General features: G+C 65.5%; 12 protein-coding genes. 3 read left to right on the top strand and 9 right to left on the bottom strand.

The features are described 5' to 3' along the window. Positions 1 to 49: 49 nt before the first annotated feature. Together DI041_RS13320 and DI041_RS13315 are read right to left on the bottom strand one after the other, a co-directional pair. Positions 50 to 1,426 (bottom strand): YncE family protein, encoded by a 1,377-nt coding sequence (locus DI041_RS13320; RefSeq protein WP_136639003.1) that lies wholly within the window; start codon positions 1,424 to 1,426, stop codon positions 50 to 52. A 122-nt stretch (positions 1,427 to 1,548) separates the two neighbouring features. Then, the gene (locus tag DI041_RS13315; RefSeq protein WP_046982922.1) at positions 1,549 to 2,577 is read right to left on the bottom strand and encodes an alpha/beta hydrolase; all 1,029 of its coding nucleotides are present in this window, start codon (positions 2,575 to 2,577) and stop codon (positions 1,549 to 1,551) included. A 282-nt stretch (positions 2,578 to 2,859) separates the two neighbouring features. Here DI041_RS13315 and DI041_RS13310 point away from each other — a divergent pair, with 282 nt between their 5' ends. Continuing rightward, positions 2,860 to 3,234 (top strand): hypothetical protein, encoded by a 375-nt coding sequence (locus DI041_RS13310; protein WP_046982921.1) that lies wholly within the window; start codon positions 2,860 to 2,862, stop codon positions 3,232 to 3,234. 72 nt (positions 3,235 to 3,306) lie between these two features. On the opposite strand, the gene DI041_RS13305 is transcribed toward DI041_RS13310, so the two are convergent. The 5 genes from DI041_RS13305 to DI041_RS13285 all read right to left on the bottom strand — a co-directional run bounded on the left by DI041_RS13305 (position 3,307) and on the right by DI041_RS13285 (position 10,354). Further along, on the bottom strand, positions 3,307 to 3,678 hold the full coding sequence (locus DI041_RS13305; RefSeq protein WP_046982920.1) for a DUF805 domain-containing protein: 372 nt from the start codon (positions 3,676 to 3,678) through the stop codon (positions 3,307 to 3,309). Positions 3,679 to 3,753: 75 nt separating this feature from the next. After that, positions 3,754 to 5,031, bottom strand: a complete 1,278-nt coding sequence (locus DI041_RS13300) for a replication-associated recombination protein A (protein WP_014037159.1) — start codon at positions 5,029 to 5,031, stop codon at positions 3,754 to 3,756. 230 nt (positions 5,032 to 5,261) lie between these two features. Continuing rightward, the gene (gene lolA, locus DI041_RS13295; RefSeq protein WP_046982918.1) at positions 5,262 to 5,900 is read right to left on the bottom strand and encodes an outer membrane lipoprotein periplasmic chaperone LolA; all 639 of its coding nucleotides are present in this window, start codon (positions 5,898 to 5,900) and stop codon (positions 5,262 to 5,264) included. A 111-nt stretch (positions 5,901 to 6,011) separates the two neighbouring features. Then, a complete protein-coding gene (locus DI041_RS13290) occupies positions 6,012 to 7,955 on the bottom strand; it encodes a DUF3857 domain-containing protein (RefSeq protein WP_136639001.1) in 1,944 nt (647 codons plus the stop codon). 38 nt (positions 7,956 to 7,993) lie between these two features. Beyond that, a complete protein-coding gene (locus DI041_RS13285; protein ID WP_046982916.1) occupies positions 7,994 to 10,354 on the bottom strand; it encodes a DNA translocase FtsK in 2,361 nt (786 codons plus the stop codon). 232 nt (positions 10,355 to 10,586) lie between these two features. On the opposite strand from DI041_RS13285, the gene trxB reads away from it, so the two are divergent. Continuing rightward, entirely contained in the window at positions 10,587 to 11,558 is a 972-nt protein-coding gene (gene trxB / locus DI041_RS13280) for a thioredoxin-disulfide reductase (protein ID WP_046982915.1), read from the top strand. Positions 11,559 to 11,638: 80 nt separating this feature from the next. On the opposite strand, the gene DI041_RS21470 is transcribed toward trxB, so the two are convergent. Continuing rightward, positions 11,639 to 12,226 carry a hypothetical protein gene (locus DI041_RS21470; protein WP_248298483.1) on the bottom strand — a complete coding sequence of 196 codons (588 nt, stop codon included), beginning with the start codon at positions 12,224 to 12,226 and terminating at the stop codon, positions 11,639 to 11,641. A gap of 31 nt (positions 12,227 to 12,257) precedes the next feature. Beyond that, the gene (locus DI041_RS21465) at positions 12,258 to 13,148 is read right to left on the bottom strand and encodes a hypothetical protein (protein WP_248298482.1); all 891 of its coding nucleotides are present in this window, start codon (positions 13,146 to 13,148) and stop codon (positions 12,258 to 12,260) included. Positions 13,149 to 13,316: 168 nt separating this feature from the next. Between DI041_RS21465 and DI041_RS13270 the strand changes: the two genes are divergently transcribed. Continuing rightward, the gene (locus DI041_RS13270; RefSeq protein WP_136639000.1) at positions 13,317 to 14,441 is read left to right on the top strand and encodes a GNAT family N-acetyltransferase; all 1,125 of its coding nucleotides are present in this window, start codon (positions 13,317 to 13,319) and stop codon (positions 14,439 to 14,441) included. Positions 14,442 to 14,559: the final 118 nt, after the last annotated feature.

Below are 14,559 nucleotides of genomic sequence, written 5' to 3'. Positions count from 1 at the left end.
TCGTTCTCCTTGCTGGCAGGGCGACGCGCACGCCGCCCTGCCGTGTGACTTACTGCTTCGGGGTGATGCGGGTGATGCGGTCACCCTTCGGGTCTTCGGCGCCACGCGACTTGTTCACCGCGAACACGTTGCCCTTGCCATCGGCACGGACGTGGTTCGGCAGCGTACCGCCATCAAGGTTGGCGACCACCTTGCCGTCACCGTTCACCACGGTGACCGTGCCAGCGCCACGGTTGCTGACGTAGGCCAGGCCGGAGACATCATCGAAGGCGACGTTCAGCGCACCGGCGCCGACCGGCACGTCATGCAGCACCTTGCCGGCGGCCACATCGACGATCAGCAGGTTGTCAGTGCCCTGCGAGGCCACGTACAGGCGGTTGCGCGCTGCGTCGAAGGCCACGCCCGAGGCGCTGATCGAATTGCCCAGGTCGATGACCTTCTCGACCTTGCCGCTGGCCACGTCGATCACTGCCGCTTCCGGGGTGCCGATGCTGACGGTGAACAGCTTGCCGCCCTTCTCGTCCAGCACCAGGCTCATCGGGGTGAACTTGCCTTCGTCCACGCCGGACTCCAGCGTCACCGCCGGCAGCTCCTTGAGGGTCTTGGCGTCGAACACCGACAGGTGGTCCTCACCTGTGGCCGAGGCAAACACCTTGCCGTGGGTGCCATCAACCACCACGTCGCGCGCATGCGGCACGGCATCGACCGGGAACTGGTGGACCAGCGACAGGTCCTTCTGGCGGTAGACCGCGATGGAGTTCTGGCGGGTGTTGGTGACCCAGACATTGCCGTTGGTGTCATCCACGCCGACACCGTAGACCGCGTAGACCGCGCCATTGGTGCTGCCCGGCACCTGCGCCGGGGTGATCGCCTTGGTCACCTTCAGCGACTTCGGGTCCAGCTTCAGCAGCTGCGACTGGGTCACCGGCGGGCGGCCCACGGCCGAGGTCACAAACACCGCGTTGCTGGCGGCGCTGTAGGCGGACTGGTACAGGCCCGGCACCAGCTTGTTGGACTGGGTGGAGAACTGCGCCTGGCCGGACAGCGGCAACTGCGGCGAGACGCGCAGCTTCAGCACGGTGGCTGCAGCCGGCTGGCTGGCGCGCACCACCACAGGATGGGTGCCCGGCACGGCGTCGGCCGGAATGCTCAGCTGGGTCTTGAAGTTGCCATCAGCATCGACCACCAGCGGCTGCGTGTTCAGCACGCTGTCGCCACGCAGCAGGCTGACTTTCTGGCCCGGCACGAAACCGCGACCCACCACGTCGGCAGTGCTGCCGGGAACCACGTTCTCACCGCGCGAGACAACCTCGCCCTTGAAGGTGGCGTTGGCCGGCTGATCGAACACCGGCTGTGCGGTGGCGGTCACGGCCAGCAACAGGCCAGCGGCGAGAGAGGTAAGACGGAAAGACGGACGGAACGACATGGAAGGCTCCTTGCACACGTAGGCCGCGCCACGTGACGCGGGATTCATCGGTTGCCTGGGCCGCTGCACATCGGCAGCCTCGCCTGGGTAGTGGGGTCGCATGCCTTGGCATGCGAAGGGATTCATTCGGCGGCGTTGTCACCGCCGTTGGGCGCGCCGTCACCGGCACTGCGGTCGGACACGCCATACAGTTCATGCAGCGCAGCGTGGAACGACGCGGGCAGCATCGGACCATGGCCGAGGCCGGGGAACTCGCGGTACTGCACGCGCATGCCCGGCACCTTGCCCAAGCGCTCGGACAGCTGCATGGCAGCATCCGGGGTGGCCCCACCGATACGGCGCAGGTGCGCGACCACGCGCGGATTGTTCATGTCGCGCTTGCCACGATCACCGACGCGCTCGGCGCCACCCAGCATCAGCCAGAGCTTCGCCGGCTGGCCATGCGCGTTCTGCACGAACTGCTGTTCCGGATCACCCAGTGCCGCACCCTGGCTCCACCATAGCGACGGACTGGCCGCCAGGTAGGACTGGAAGGAGGCGGGACGGGTGTACAGCGCATTGAGCACGAACAACCCGCCAAGTGAGTGGCCCCACAGCGCTTGCTGCTGCGCGTCGATGCGTGCGCGACGCTCGACTTCGGGCTTGATGCGGCGCTCGATCACATCGAGGAACGCCGCAGCGCCACCGCCGACCGCCTGGGTGCTGCCGCTCTCGTCGTCTGCGCGATCGATCCACGCGGTGTAGTCGCGTGTGCGCGCCTTGGAATCGATGCGTAGGTCGTTGTCGTAGCCGATCAGTACCAGTACCGGTGGCGTCTTGCGCGCGGCCAGCTCGGCCAGCAGCGGCTGGTCCAGCACCATCGCCACCGCATTGCCGTCCAGCGCGTACAGCACCGGCAACGGCGTCCTGCCGGCCTTGGCCGGAATCGCCAGATTCACCCGCCAACGGCGCTGCTGGTCGGGGCTGTCCACCACGAAATGTTCGAAGCGATAGCTGGCCGCCGGCTCGTCGAGCACGGTGTGGCCGATCTTCTGCAGCGGATTGCGCTGCTGGGCGTGGGCGTACGGGGTGGCCAGGAGCAGACCCATCATCAAGGCGGCCAGTCCGCGGGCCAGCGGACCACGGCGCGAAGGCAGGACGAAATGCTTCATCAGCGGCGGCAGAAGCGGCCCAGGGCCGCCGGTTCACAAGGGACCGCAGTCTACCTTAAACGCGAATGATTATCACATCGATCGAACGTCACGCTGTGTATCACGCGCGCGATGACCCGGTTGCGCTGGGCACGGCATTTCCCCTATTTTGCTGGTCACCGGGGCATTGGATCGCCCCGCTTACAGCGCGGCCACGGAGGGCGGCCAGTCTGCCGTCGATCCGGTCGCGCTCATCCGCGCCATGACCGCCATGGGATTGGATCCCATGATCGTGAGACTCTCTTGAAGCACACCACCCTGATCGCACTCTCCCTCGGCCTGCTCGCACCGCTGGCCGCCCATGCCGCGCAGGATCTGCCGACGCTCTACCAGGCCTATGAAGAGGCCGGCTATTCGACGCTGAGCATGGAAGAACTCAACCAGACGGTGACCTTCACCGCCGTCGCGCTGGGCGTTTCCAGCAACCTGCAGGGCGAGCCGCTGATCGAGGCCGGCGATGACCAGGGTAATGTCCTGGCCCGGCTGACCACCGACGATGCGCAGCAGGCCGCCAAGCTCAGCGCACTGGAAGAAGGCGCCACCTTCACCGCCAGCTGCACGCTGCAGTTCAGCTCCGGCTCGGACTATCTGTCGTTCGGCGACTGCGCCGTCAAGTAAGGACGAAGCCGGCGAACGCCGGCTTCTTCTCTTTGTCTCTGTAGAGTCGAGCCGTGCTCGACTCATGCCATGTCAGGGGCCCGCAGGTACCGGACCATATGCATTCTCCTGCGGCGTACCCGGCAGCAGCGCGAACACGAAGATCACCAGGCCGCCGAACGGAATGAAGGCCAGCAGGTACATCCAGCCCGACTGGTTGCAGTCATGCAGGCGGCGCACGGTGACCGCGATGACCGGCAGCAGGGTAGCCAACCAGAACACGACAAACAGGATGATCGACGCGATACCCAGGCCATCCGACTGCATCACCAATCCGGCGATGAGCGGCACCATCAGCACGGCTGAGACGATCAACAGGAACAGCTGGAACATCCAGTACTCGCGACGGTTGGCCCGACCATCGAACTGGGCGTAACGCTTCAACGGCAGAATCATTTCCTGCACGGCATCAATCCTTGAAAAAGTGGCCGCGCAGTGTGCCAAATGCAGGCGCGCAGAACAATGTGGCGTCGAGCCGGCTCAGCGGCCCTTCGCGGCCCGCGCCGCTTCGCGCTCGGCACGCAGCCGGTCCAGCTTTTCCTTCAGCTTGATTTCCAGGCCACGCGGAACCGGGTTGTAGTACACCCGCTCGCCCATCGCATCCGGGAAGCCGGTCTGGTCCAGTGCGATGCCGCCTTCGGCATCGTGGTCATACTGGTACTCGGCGCCATAGCCCAGCTCCTTCATCAGCTTGGTCGGCGCGTTGCGCAGGTGCAGCGGCACTTCTTCGGTGCCGCTCTCGCGCACATCGGCCTTGGCCTGGTTGAAGGCGGCATAGCCAGCATTCGACTTGGCGGTGCTGGCCAGATAGAGCACCAGCTGGGCAAACGCCAGCTCGCCTTCCGGGCTGCCCAGGCGCTCGTAGATGTCCCAGGCTTCCAGCGCCATGCTCTGCGCGCGCGGATCAGCCAGACCGATATCCTCGATCGCCATGCGGGTCAGCCGGCGCGCCAGGTAAGACGGATCGCAGCCGCCATCAAGCATGCGGGTCAGCCAGTACAACGCGGCATCAGGGTTGGAGCTGCGCACGGACTTGTGCAGCGCCGATATCTGGTCGTAGAACTGCTCGCCACCCTTGTCGAAGCGGCGGGTGCGATCGGCCAGCACCTGGGTCAGCGTCTGCGGGGTAATGCGGCCACCCTCCCCACCCGCCAGTTCGGCGGCGATCTCCAGCAGGGTCAGCGCACGACGCACATCACCATCGGCGGCGGTCGCGATTTCCAGCAGAAGCTCGGGGGCGACTTCGATGCCCTCCTCGCCCAGGCCGCGTTCGCGATCACCCAGCGCACGTTCCAGCGCCTCGACAATGTCGGTGGGCGAAACCCCCTCCAGCACATGCACGCGGCAGCGCGACAGCAGCGCCGAGTTCAGCTCGAACGACGGATTTTCGGTGGTGGCACCGACGAACAGGATCGTGCCGCGCTCGATGTGCGGCAGGAACGCATCCTGCTGCGCCTTGTTGAAGCGATGCACCTCGTCCACGAACAGCACCGTGCGGCGACCTTCAGCGAAACGCTGCGCGGCCTCGGCCAGCACCTGGCGCACTTCCGGCAGGCCGGACAGCACGGCGGAGATGGCGCGGAATTCGGCGTCGGAATATTCGGCCAGCAGCAGTGCCAGCGTGGTCTTGCCGCAGCCCGGCGGCCCCCACAGGATCATCGAATGCACGCGACCGGATTCGACCGCGCGGCGCAGCGCGCTGTCCGGCGCCAGCAGGCGCTTCTGCCCGACCATCTCGTCGAGGGTGCGCGGGCGCATGCGCTCGGCCAGCGGGCGCAGATGATCCCGATCGATGCTCAGCAGATCGGGGCCGGGGAAGGAGGTTGAACGATGTCTTGCCACGCGGTCATTGTACCGTGAGAGCGTGCCAACCAAGGTTTGCACCCACCAGCGCCAGGCCACAGGAATCGGTAGTGCCGGCCGCTGGCCGGCAGATCAAAAACGTGTCAACCAAGGTTGACACCCACCAGGGCGGTGCCGCCCAGAGATCAGTTGCCGATGACGTCGGTGCCCTTCGGCGGGGTGAAGCTGAAGGTGCCGGCAGCGAAGCCCGGGTTGCGCTTCCAGCCACTGAAGGTGATCACGGTGCGCTGGCCGACGGCGTCGGTGATTTCCATCCTGGCCAGACCCTGGGCGTTGAAGCCCAGCGCGGCGTACTGGAAGCTGGCTTCGGTATCGCGCTTCGGCGACAGCGACAACCACTGCAGGCCGTCACGCTGGGCGGCTTCCTCGCTGAGGTCGTACTGCTGCTCCAGCAGCGCCGGGTTGATCAGCGCGGTCAGCGGGCTGTTCTGCTCTTCCTTGCCCTGCTCGCGCACGGTGGCCTGCTCCAGGTCCGGCTCGTACATCCAGACCTTCCTGCCGTCGGCCACGATCAACTGTTCGTGCGGGCGCACATACTCCCAGCGGAACAGGCGCGGCGCCGACAGCGCCACGCGGCCGCTGGTCGACTCCTTCACCTTGCCGCGGCTGTCGAACACCTGCTGGCTGAACTGGCCATCCAGGCCCTTCAGGCCGCTGGTGAAGGTCTTCAGGTCATCGCGGGCGCCAGCCCAGGCGCTGCCGGCGGCGGCGCAGGCCACGGCCAGGGTGGTGGTGGCAAGGAAACGGCGGAAGCGGAAGTTCATGCGGGAATCCTGTGGGCGCGGGCGCCAGGAAAGGTGGTTGCCAGTGTGCCCGGGCAAAGATGAATGGGCGATCAGGGCGACATTATGCCGCCCTGAACGTCCCTCGGCGATTCAGCCGCCAGTCGTCGGCAGCTTGCCGTACAGCACCTGGCCCCGGAAGCCGCGCCGCACTTCGCGATACAGCGCGCGGAACGCCGGATAGTCCTGCGGCTGGCACAACGCCTCCGGGCCACGCACCGCGTTCTGCTGCAGGCGGTGGCGCACGATCACGTCCTGGCCCTCGCGGCTCCAGTCCACCCGGTACTCGCCGGCAGCGTTGGCAAAACGCTGGCTGGCCGGGATGGCGATGATCGGTGCAGTGGCCGGGAACTGCAGGCGATAGGTTTCCTCGCGCAGGCTGGCGTTGCAGTAGAACGGCGTCTCGTTGGCCGGCGCCGAGGCGGTGGCGTACAGCCCGCGCACCGACTCGCCACCCGGCGGATCCGGCACAGCCATGCCACCGGCCACGCTGAAGTCGGCGTAGTCCTCTGCCTGGAATGCCATGCGGTAGCCGAACGGCCGGGTCAGGTCGACCGGCACACCCTGGATCTGTAGCTGCCCTCGCCCGTCGAAACCGGACGCGGCCATGATCTGCTCTTCAGCGCGCGCACGGTTCTGCGCGTTGAGCTGGGAGAACTGGGCGCGCATTCCGATCTCGGCGTTCTCGCCGAGCTTGGGAATCGTCTCGCCGCGCAGGTTGCCGTTGGCGTCGAAGGTGAAACGCACTTCCATCGAAGTGGCATTACGCTGCGGCGTATTGGCCGGGGTACGCGCCAGGCTCGCATCGCGGGTACGCATCACCGGCGCCCCCAGGTCGCCTTCCGGCAACTGACCGAAGCGCGCCCAGGCGGTGGTCGAGTCCAGGTACAGATCGAACTCGGGGATGTAGGTGATGGCGTGGTTGAAGCGGCCCAGTACCGGGATCTTCGGCAGCGTCGGCCCACCACCGGCACCGATCAGCACCGGCGAACTGGCGATTCCCTTGGCGGCCAGCAGTGCCTCCAGGATCGTCACATGGTCCTTGCAGTCACCGTAGTGGTTGTCCAGGATGCTCTGCGCGCTGTTCGGCTCCAGGCCGCCGTTGCCCAGATACACCGCCACATAGCGGATGTTCTGCGCGACCCAGCGGTACAGCGCGTCGGCCTGCTCGCGGCGATCGCTGATGCCGGTGGTGATCTGGTCGGCCAGCGCCTGCAGTTCCGGCGTGACCTGCGCCGCCGGACCAGCCTTGAGCTGGTAGGCACGGCCCATCTGCGACCATTCACGATAGGTGCTGGCCATGATGTTCGGGCCGAACTCCCAGCCCGCCGCCGACCAGTTCTGTGCCGGCATGGCTTCGCGGCGCTGGTAGCGCCAGCGCCACTGTGCCTGGCCGTTCTTCACCGTTGGGCGATCGCTGCCCTGCACGCCGCGGCTGTCGACGAACATCGGCAGGTTGGCCGGCGCACTGAGGGTGACCTCGGCGTCCTCGTACTCGGTGAAGACATTGAAGGTCTCCCACAGGCCGAAGTAGCCCGGGAAGTATGGCGTGGCCTGGGTACGGCGCACCTGGTAGTACAACCGCGTACCGGGGGCCAGGTTCGGGAACACGATCACCCGCACCTTGCGGTCGGCGTACATTGCCGCCGAGGCACTGGAATAGCTTTCCTGGGTATAGATGCGGTCGGCGGGCACGTCGCGGCGCTGGCCGTCTGCGGTGATGGTGTAGGCGCCGAGCACGTCCAGCGTCTCCATCTTCTCGCTGTAGCTCAGCCGCACCTGGCTGAACTGCTCGACGGAGGCCTTGGTCTTGAGCAGGACCTCGTAGGTTTCGGTCTGCACATTGCCCGCATCCGACCACACCTGGTAGTCGGCGCGGTAACGGACAATGCTGAAATTATTGCTGGCTTCGGTATCGCCGCTGGTGGAGGGCGGCGCCGTGGCGGGCGCGGAGGTGGCGGTGTCTGCCAGTGCCGGGCCGGCAGCCATCAGGGCTGCCAGCGCCAGTGCCAGCGCGCTTGGTACGGGTTGAAGCATGCGTCGGTTCCTTGGACGTCGTGGGGATACGTCGGGTCTTACTTCGGCGGCGGCGGTGCCAGCACCGTGCGGTCGCCATTGTGCTCGGGCGAACTGACCACGCCGGCCGCTTCCATGGCCTCGATCAGCCTCGCTGCACGGTTGTAGCCGATCTTCAACCGGCGCTGCACACCGGAAATCGATGCTCGACGGGTCTCGGTGACCACGCGCAGCGCCTCGTCATACAACGGGTCGGACTCGTCGCCGGAAGAACTGTTCTCGGGCAAGCCGGTAGCGCCGACGACCACGCCGTCACCCATCGTCTGCACTTCGTCCAGCACGCCGTCGACATAGTCGGCCGGGCCCATCGCCTTGAGGTGTTCGACCACGCGATGTACTTCCTCGTCGGAGACGAAGGCGCCATGCACGCGCTCGGGCATGGCGGTACCCGGCGGCAGGTACAGCATGTCGCCGTGGCCCAGCAGGGTTTCCGCGCCGGACTGGTCGAGGATGGTGCGCGAGTCGATCTTGGAACTGACCTGGAACGCGATACGGGTCGGGATGTTGGCCTTGATCAGGCCGGTGATCACGTCCACCGACGGGCGCTGCGTGGCCAGGATCAGGTGGATGCCGGCCGCACGCGCCTTCTGTGCCAAGCGCGCAATCAGCTCTTCCACCTTCTTGCCGACGATCATCATCATGTCGGCGAATTCGTCGATGAAGATGACGACGAACGGCAGCGTCTCCAACGGTCGCGGCGCCTCGCCCAGCTCCGGGTTCGGCTTGAACAGCGGGTCCATCAGCGGCTGGCCGGCGTCCTGGGCTTCCTTCACCTTCTTGTTGAAGCCGGCCAGGTTGCGCACGCCCACCGCGCTCATCAGCTTGTAGCGGCGCTCCATCTCGGCCACGCACCAGCGCAGGCCGTTGGCGGCCTCCTTCATGTCGGTGACCACCGGCGCCAGCAGGTGCGGGATGCCCTGGTAGACGCTCAGTTCGAGCATCTTCGGGTCGATCATCAGCATCCGCAGGTCTTTCGGCGAGGCCTTGAACAGCAGGCTCAGCACCATCGCGTTGACCGCCACCGACTTGCCCGAACCGGTGGTACCGGCCACCAGCAGGTGCGGCATGCGCGCCAGATCGGCCACGGTCGAGCGGCCGGCGATGTCCTTGCCCAGCGCCAGGGTCAGCACGCTGGCCGACTTGTCGTATTCCTTCGAGCGCAGCAGCTCGGACAGGTAGATCATCTCGCGGGTGACGTTGGGAATTTCCAGGCCGATCACCGACTTGCCCGGAATCACGTCGACTACGCGCACCGACTTCACCGACAGGCCGCGCGCGATGTCCTTGTCCAGCGAACTGATCTGGCTGACCTTGATGCCCGGCGCGGGCTCGATCTCGAAGCGGGTGATGACCGGGCCGGGGTTGGCGCCAACCACCTGGGCGTCGATGCGGAAATCCTTCAGCTTGAACTCGATCTGCCGCGACAGCGCGTCCAGGGTTTCCTTGTCGTAGCCCACCGGCTGCGGCTTGGGGTCGTCCAGCAGGGCGAGCGGCGGCAGGTCCGAGCCGTCGCCGTTGACGCCACGGAACATCGGGATCTGCGTGTCGCGCTTGGCCCGGTCACTCTTCTCGATCACTGGTTCCGGGCGTGGCTCGATCTTCACCGGCTCGCGCTTGGCACGCACTTCAGCGTCAGCCTTGCGCACTTCCTGGCGCTCCTCGCGCATCACCCGGGTCTGCTGCCATTCGGTGACTTCTTCCTTCTTGCGCTCCAGCAATGGCGCCAGCGACATCACGCCGCGGCCGATCTTCTCCATCACCACGAACCAGGACAGCCCGGTGGCCAGGGTGATCGAGGCCAGCAGCAGCACCAGCACGAACAGGTTCGCACCCAGTGCGCCGAAGCCCACCGTGAGCGAGTTGCCGACCAGTTTGCCGAGGATGCCGCCAGCATGGGCCACGTCGCCACTGAACAGGCGCACGTGCAGGAAGCCGGTGCCGGCAATCAGGAAGCCGACCAGCCCGACCAGGCGCAGTGCCGGATCCAGGTCGTTCTCGCCCTTGCTCTCGCGCTTGAGCCCAAACATGGCGATCCACGCCAGCGCGCCCAGCACCACCGGCAGCAGGAACGCGATGTAGCCGAACAGCTGCAGCAGCACGTCGGCGATCCATGCACCGGCGCGGCCGCCGAGGTTGTGTACCGGCGCGACCACGCTGCCGGTATGCGACCAGCCCGGATCAGTGGCTGAATACGTGAAAAGACTGGCCGCCAGGTACAGCAGCGCCGGCGCGATGGCGATCAGGCCAAGGTCGCGCCAGAGACGCTGGCGGCGTGGATTGTCGGTCGTCGCCGCCGCGGCCGTGCGACGTGACGCCTTGCTGTCGTCGGACTTGGAGCGTTCGGGGACCTGCTTCGCCACCTTAGACCATACCTTTGGAATGCGCTGTTAGTGATTGATAATAAATGAGACGGCGTCAGTTTTCAGTTATGCGACATCGGACAGGGCATTTGACCGCCAGAACCACCGCTGGATGACGGCGTTCTGTTCATCGGCTTGAATCGCCCTGCCCCAGCCGCCACTCTATGACCAGCCACGGATGCTGCGCAAATATCGCCAGCGCCTTGTCCCATCTACCTTTTCGCGAGTTTACATGAGCACCAGCCTGCCCTCCCGTCACCAGCGCCTCGTCATCCTCGGTTCCGGCCCGGCCGGCTGGACCGCCGCCGTCTACGCCGCCCGCGCCAACCTGAAGCCGGTCGTCATCACCGGCCTGCAGCAGGGCGGCCAGCTGATGACCACCACCGAGGTGGACAACTGGCCGGGTGACGCCCACGGCCTTATGGGCCCGGACCTGATGGCGCGCATGCAGGCCCATGCCGAGCGCTTCGAGACCGAGGTCATCTTCGACCACATCCACACCGCCGATGTGTCGCAGCGCCCGTTCAAGCTGATCGGCGACAGCCACGAGTACACCTGCGACGCCCTGATCATCGCTACCGGCGCCACCGCCAAGTACCTGGGCATCCCGACAGAAGACGAGTTCAAGGGACGCGGCGTCTCCGCCTGTGCCACCTGCGACGGCTTCTTCTACCGCGACCAGGACGTGGTCGTGGTCGGCGGCGGCAACACCGCCGTGGAAGAGGCGCTGTACCTGTCCAACATCGCCCGCAAGGTGTACCTGGTCCACCGCCGCGACACCCTGAAGGCGGAGAAGATCATGCAGGACAAGCTGTTCGCCAAGGTGGCCGCCGGCAAGATCGAGACCGTCTGGCACCACCAGGTAGAGGAGGTGCTGGGCAACGAGGCCGGCGTGACCGGCGTGCGCGTGAAGTCCACTCTGGACGGCACCACCCGCGACATCGACGCCCACGGCTTCTTCGTGGCCATCGGCCACCACCCGAACACCCAGCTGTTCGACGGCCAGCTGGCGATGAACAACGGCTATCTGGAAATCCGTTCGGGCCTGGGCGGCAACGCTACCCAGACCTCGGTGGAGGGCGTGTTTGCCGCCGGTGACGTGGCCGACCAGCACTACCGCCAGGCGATCACCTCGGCCGGCTTCGGCTGCATGGCTGCACTGGACGCCGAGCGCTTCCTGGATGCCGAGGGCAAGGCCAGCTGAAACGCTGACCACGCTCTGTAGCGTCGAGCCATGCTCGACTCAAACAAAAGGCCGACGCGAAAGCGCCGGCCTTTTCGCTTTCAGTGACCAACCAACCCTGCCGCCGTAACGCTCAACCCACCCGGTCGCCGTATGCACTGCACCCTGTGCCTGACCGGCGGCGATTTCACCCCATCGGCATCGACCACCTGTGTGTTCCAGAACAAGGGGGCGCTGCCAGCGTTCTCGCACTTCATGATGATCTGACTGGGCTTCTCGTCCGGTGCAGCGATGTAGACCTTGCCGTCGGTACAGTTCCATCCGGGCGGACAGCCCACATTGGTGCTGACCAGATCAATCGGATATCGGGGGTGGCCCTCAAACACCACATCGACGCGCCGCGAACTGCCCGCGGACAGCTCGATGGACTGGATGGGCTCCACCTTCAAAGGCACGCAACCCTCGCCTTCACGGAACAGCCGATAGCCCTTCTCGACACCCTTCATTGAGGCGGTGCGAAATGCCGGGTCCAGCAAGGCTGCGGCATCGGTTGGGTTTGTGTGGAAGGCAACTTCGACAACCACGGATGGCATCTGCGCGAAACCGTTCTCACCGTGGCCGGCAGCTGCACCAGCCGCAGCCACAGGAAAGTCTGCATACTCCTCCCGTGCCGTAATGAGTTCGCGCATGTAGCAGAGCACCATGTCGGCAAGCCTTTGATCACCCGGCTTGCGTGACGCGCGTTCCCCGAGCCGCACCCGAGGCATCCGCTTTCGTGTGAATGCTGAGCAACCCCGCTGCACCAAGATGATTCGCATAGTAGGGCCGGGCACGAATATCATCGGAAACCTCCCTGTCTGTCGCCGTGCTGTTGGCAAAGTGATTCCAGATATCCGGCCGATCCGGCAGCAGATCGCGGAGATGGTACCTGGATGACATTTCGCTCCAGGCCCTCCCGGACTCTGGATGCAGGTCGCCCTGATTGCGACGCGCCCGGTGGACCAACTGTCCTCCGCGCTCTTCCATCAACTGCTGCAGCTCTTCGGCATAACCAGGGGTGATCAGATCCTCCTGGACGCCATTCATTGCGGGGCGCTGGAACTCCCACTCCAACCCAGGATGTACACGAACCAGACCGTGACTTGCAGAGACCAGTACCGAGTTCACCATCGAAGCATCCGATGACTGAGATCGTGCCGAAGTCATGATTGGAAAGTGCTCCCAGTAGGGCTTTCCTTCGTACAGGACCTCCGACTGGACCTCGCCCACACCGGACTTCATTGCATAAGTCTCAAGCGAGCTCCGGATGTACTGCTCGATTTCCTCAAGCGAGTGATCATCCTCAGCAGGCAACATGCCGGGGCCGAAGCGAATGATCAGGCGCTGGCGCTCCAGATCTACGGAAGCATTTACGACCACATGAGGTGACCGCGACGTTCGGACCTGGTGTGCGTCAAGTATCCGCTGCGCCTCTCGAGTCAGCAGCAGATCCAGCGCCGGATCACTCTCGATCATCGCCTGTGCTGGCCGGGCAATCGCTGCCGGCCCAGCGCCCAGGCCAGCAATGATCAGCGCAAATGCAGAACAACGGAGAGCATGCATGCATTCCATGTGTCGAATCCTTCGATGTGGGTATGCGCCAGATGGGCGCGAAGATGGAATGTCCCATCCAACTCCCAGCTACATCGTTGAACCGACTCGCGATTTCGACCAATTCGGATAATCCTCAAGTCGAGAGCGGCAACACTTTTCGCACTCCACCTGCCCTATCCTTCCCCCATGCCCTCCCCCCGCTTCCTCGACTCCCTGCAGTCCATTGCCACCACCGACTGGGATGCCCTGCACGACGGCCGCAACCCCTTCGTCAGCCACGCCTTCCTGTCAGGCCTGGAACAGCACGGCTGCCTGCGCGAGGACTGGGGCTGGCAGCCCCGGCATTTCACGCTGTGGGAGGGCGACACTCTGGTCGGCGCCATTCCGGGCTACCTGAAGACCAACTCCCACGGCGAGTTCGTGTTCGACCACGCCTGGGCCAACGCCTATGCCCGCCACGGCCGCGACTACTACCCCAAGTGGCTGGGGGCGGTGCCTTACTCGCCGGTCACCGGCCCGCGGCTGCTGGCCCGTCACGATCCGGAGCGCGCCACGTTGCTGTCGGCATTGCGCGAGGCACTGCCGACGCTGGGCGTGTCCTCGGCCCATATCAACTTCCACACCGCAGTGGACGAGGCGCTGTTCGGCGATGACTGGCTGCTGCGCGAGGACGTGCAGTTCCAGTGGCAGAACCCGGGTGACTGGGCGACGTTCGAGCAGTTCCTCGGTGCGATGGACCACAAGCACCGCAAGAATATCCGTCAGGAACGGGCCAAGGTCACGCGCCAGGGCATCACCTTCCGCGTGGTGCACGGCGATGAAGCGAGCCGCGCCGATCTGCAGGCGATGTACCGCTTCTATCTGCAGACCTTCCTCGAGTACGGCAATGCCCCGGCGCTGACCGAGGCCTTCCTGCGCCACCTGGCCATTTCTTTGGGTCAGGGGCTGGTGCTGTTCCTGGCCGAACAGGACGGCGAGCCGATTGCCGGTGCGCTATGCCTGCGGGGTGGAGACACGCTGTATGGCCGTTACTGGGGTGGCGCCACCCTGCCCGGCCTGCACTTCGAAGCCTGCTACTACCAGGGCATCGAATACTGCCTGCGCGAAGGGCTGAGCCGTTTCGAGCCGGGCGCACAGGGCGAGCACAAGCTGGCGCGGGGCTTCCTGCCGACGCTGGTGCGCAGCCGGCACTGGATGGCCGATGCGGATTTCGCAGAAGCACTGCAGGACTGGTGCCGGCAGGAGCGGCGGGATGTGCGGCGCTACCAGCAGGAGCTGCAGGGGCACGGGCCGTTCCGCGCAGGAACGTAGAGTCGCGCTTGCTCGACCTGGGCTCCGCCAAAAAGCGTGCCAACCAAGGTGGGCACCTACCAGGGCAATAGCGAGAGCCGCGCGCATCCATCTGGCACCTGCCAGAGCGGTGGCGAGG

It is taken from the genome of Stenotrophomonas maltophilia, assembly GCF_004920835.1.
Classification (GTDB): Bacteria; Pseudomonadota; Gammaproteobacteria; order Xanthomonadales; family Xanthomonadaceae; genus Stenotrophomonas; species Stenotrophomonas maltophilia_AQ.
The sequence above is the reverse complement of the archived record's forward strand: the minus strand, read 5'-3'. Positions and strand labels throughout refer to the sequence as shown.

Coding starts and splice junctions, on each gene's coding strand:
- DI041_RS13320 (WP_136639003.1), bottom strand. CDS start 1,426: ATGTCGTTCCGTCCGTCTTTCCGTCTTACCTCTCTCGCCGCTGGCCTG.
- DI041_RS13315 (WP_046982922.1), bottom strand. CDS start 2,577: ATGAAGCATTTCGTCCTGCCTTCGCGCCGTGGTCCGCTGGCCCGCGGA.
- DI041_RS13300 (WP_014037159.1), bottom strand. CDS start 5,031: ATGCGCCCGCGCACCCTCGACGAGATGGTCGGGCAGAAGCGCCTGCTG.
- lolA (WP_046982918.1), bottom strand. CDS start 5,900: ATGAACTTCCGCTTCCGCCGTTTCCTTGCCACCACCACCCTGGCCGTG.
- DI041_RS13290 (WP_136639001.1), bottom strand. CDS start 7,955: ATGCTTCAACCCGTACCAAGCGCGCTGGCACTGGCGCTGGCAGCCCTG.
- trxB (WP_046982915.1), top strand. CDS start 10,587: ATGAGCACCAGCCTGCCCTCCCGTCACCAGCGCCTCGTCATCCTCGGT.
- DI041_RS21470 (WP_248298483.1), bottom strand. CDS start 12,226: ATGCGCGAACTCATTACGGCACGGGAGGAGTATGCAGACTTTCCTGTG.
- DI041_RS21465 (WP_248298482.1), bottom strand. CDS start 13,148: ATGGAATGCATGCATGCTCTCCGTTGTTCTGCATTTGCGCTGATCATT.
- DI041_RS13270 (WP_136639000.1), top strand. CDS start 13,317: ATGCCCTCCCCCCGCTTCCTCGACTCCCTGCAGTCCATTGCCACCACC.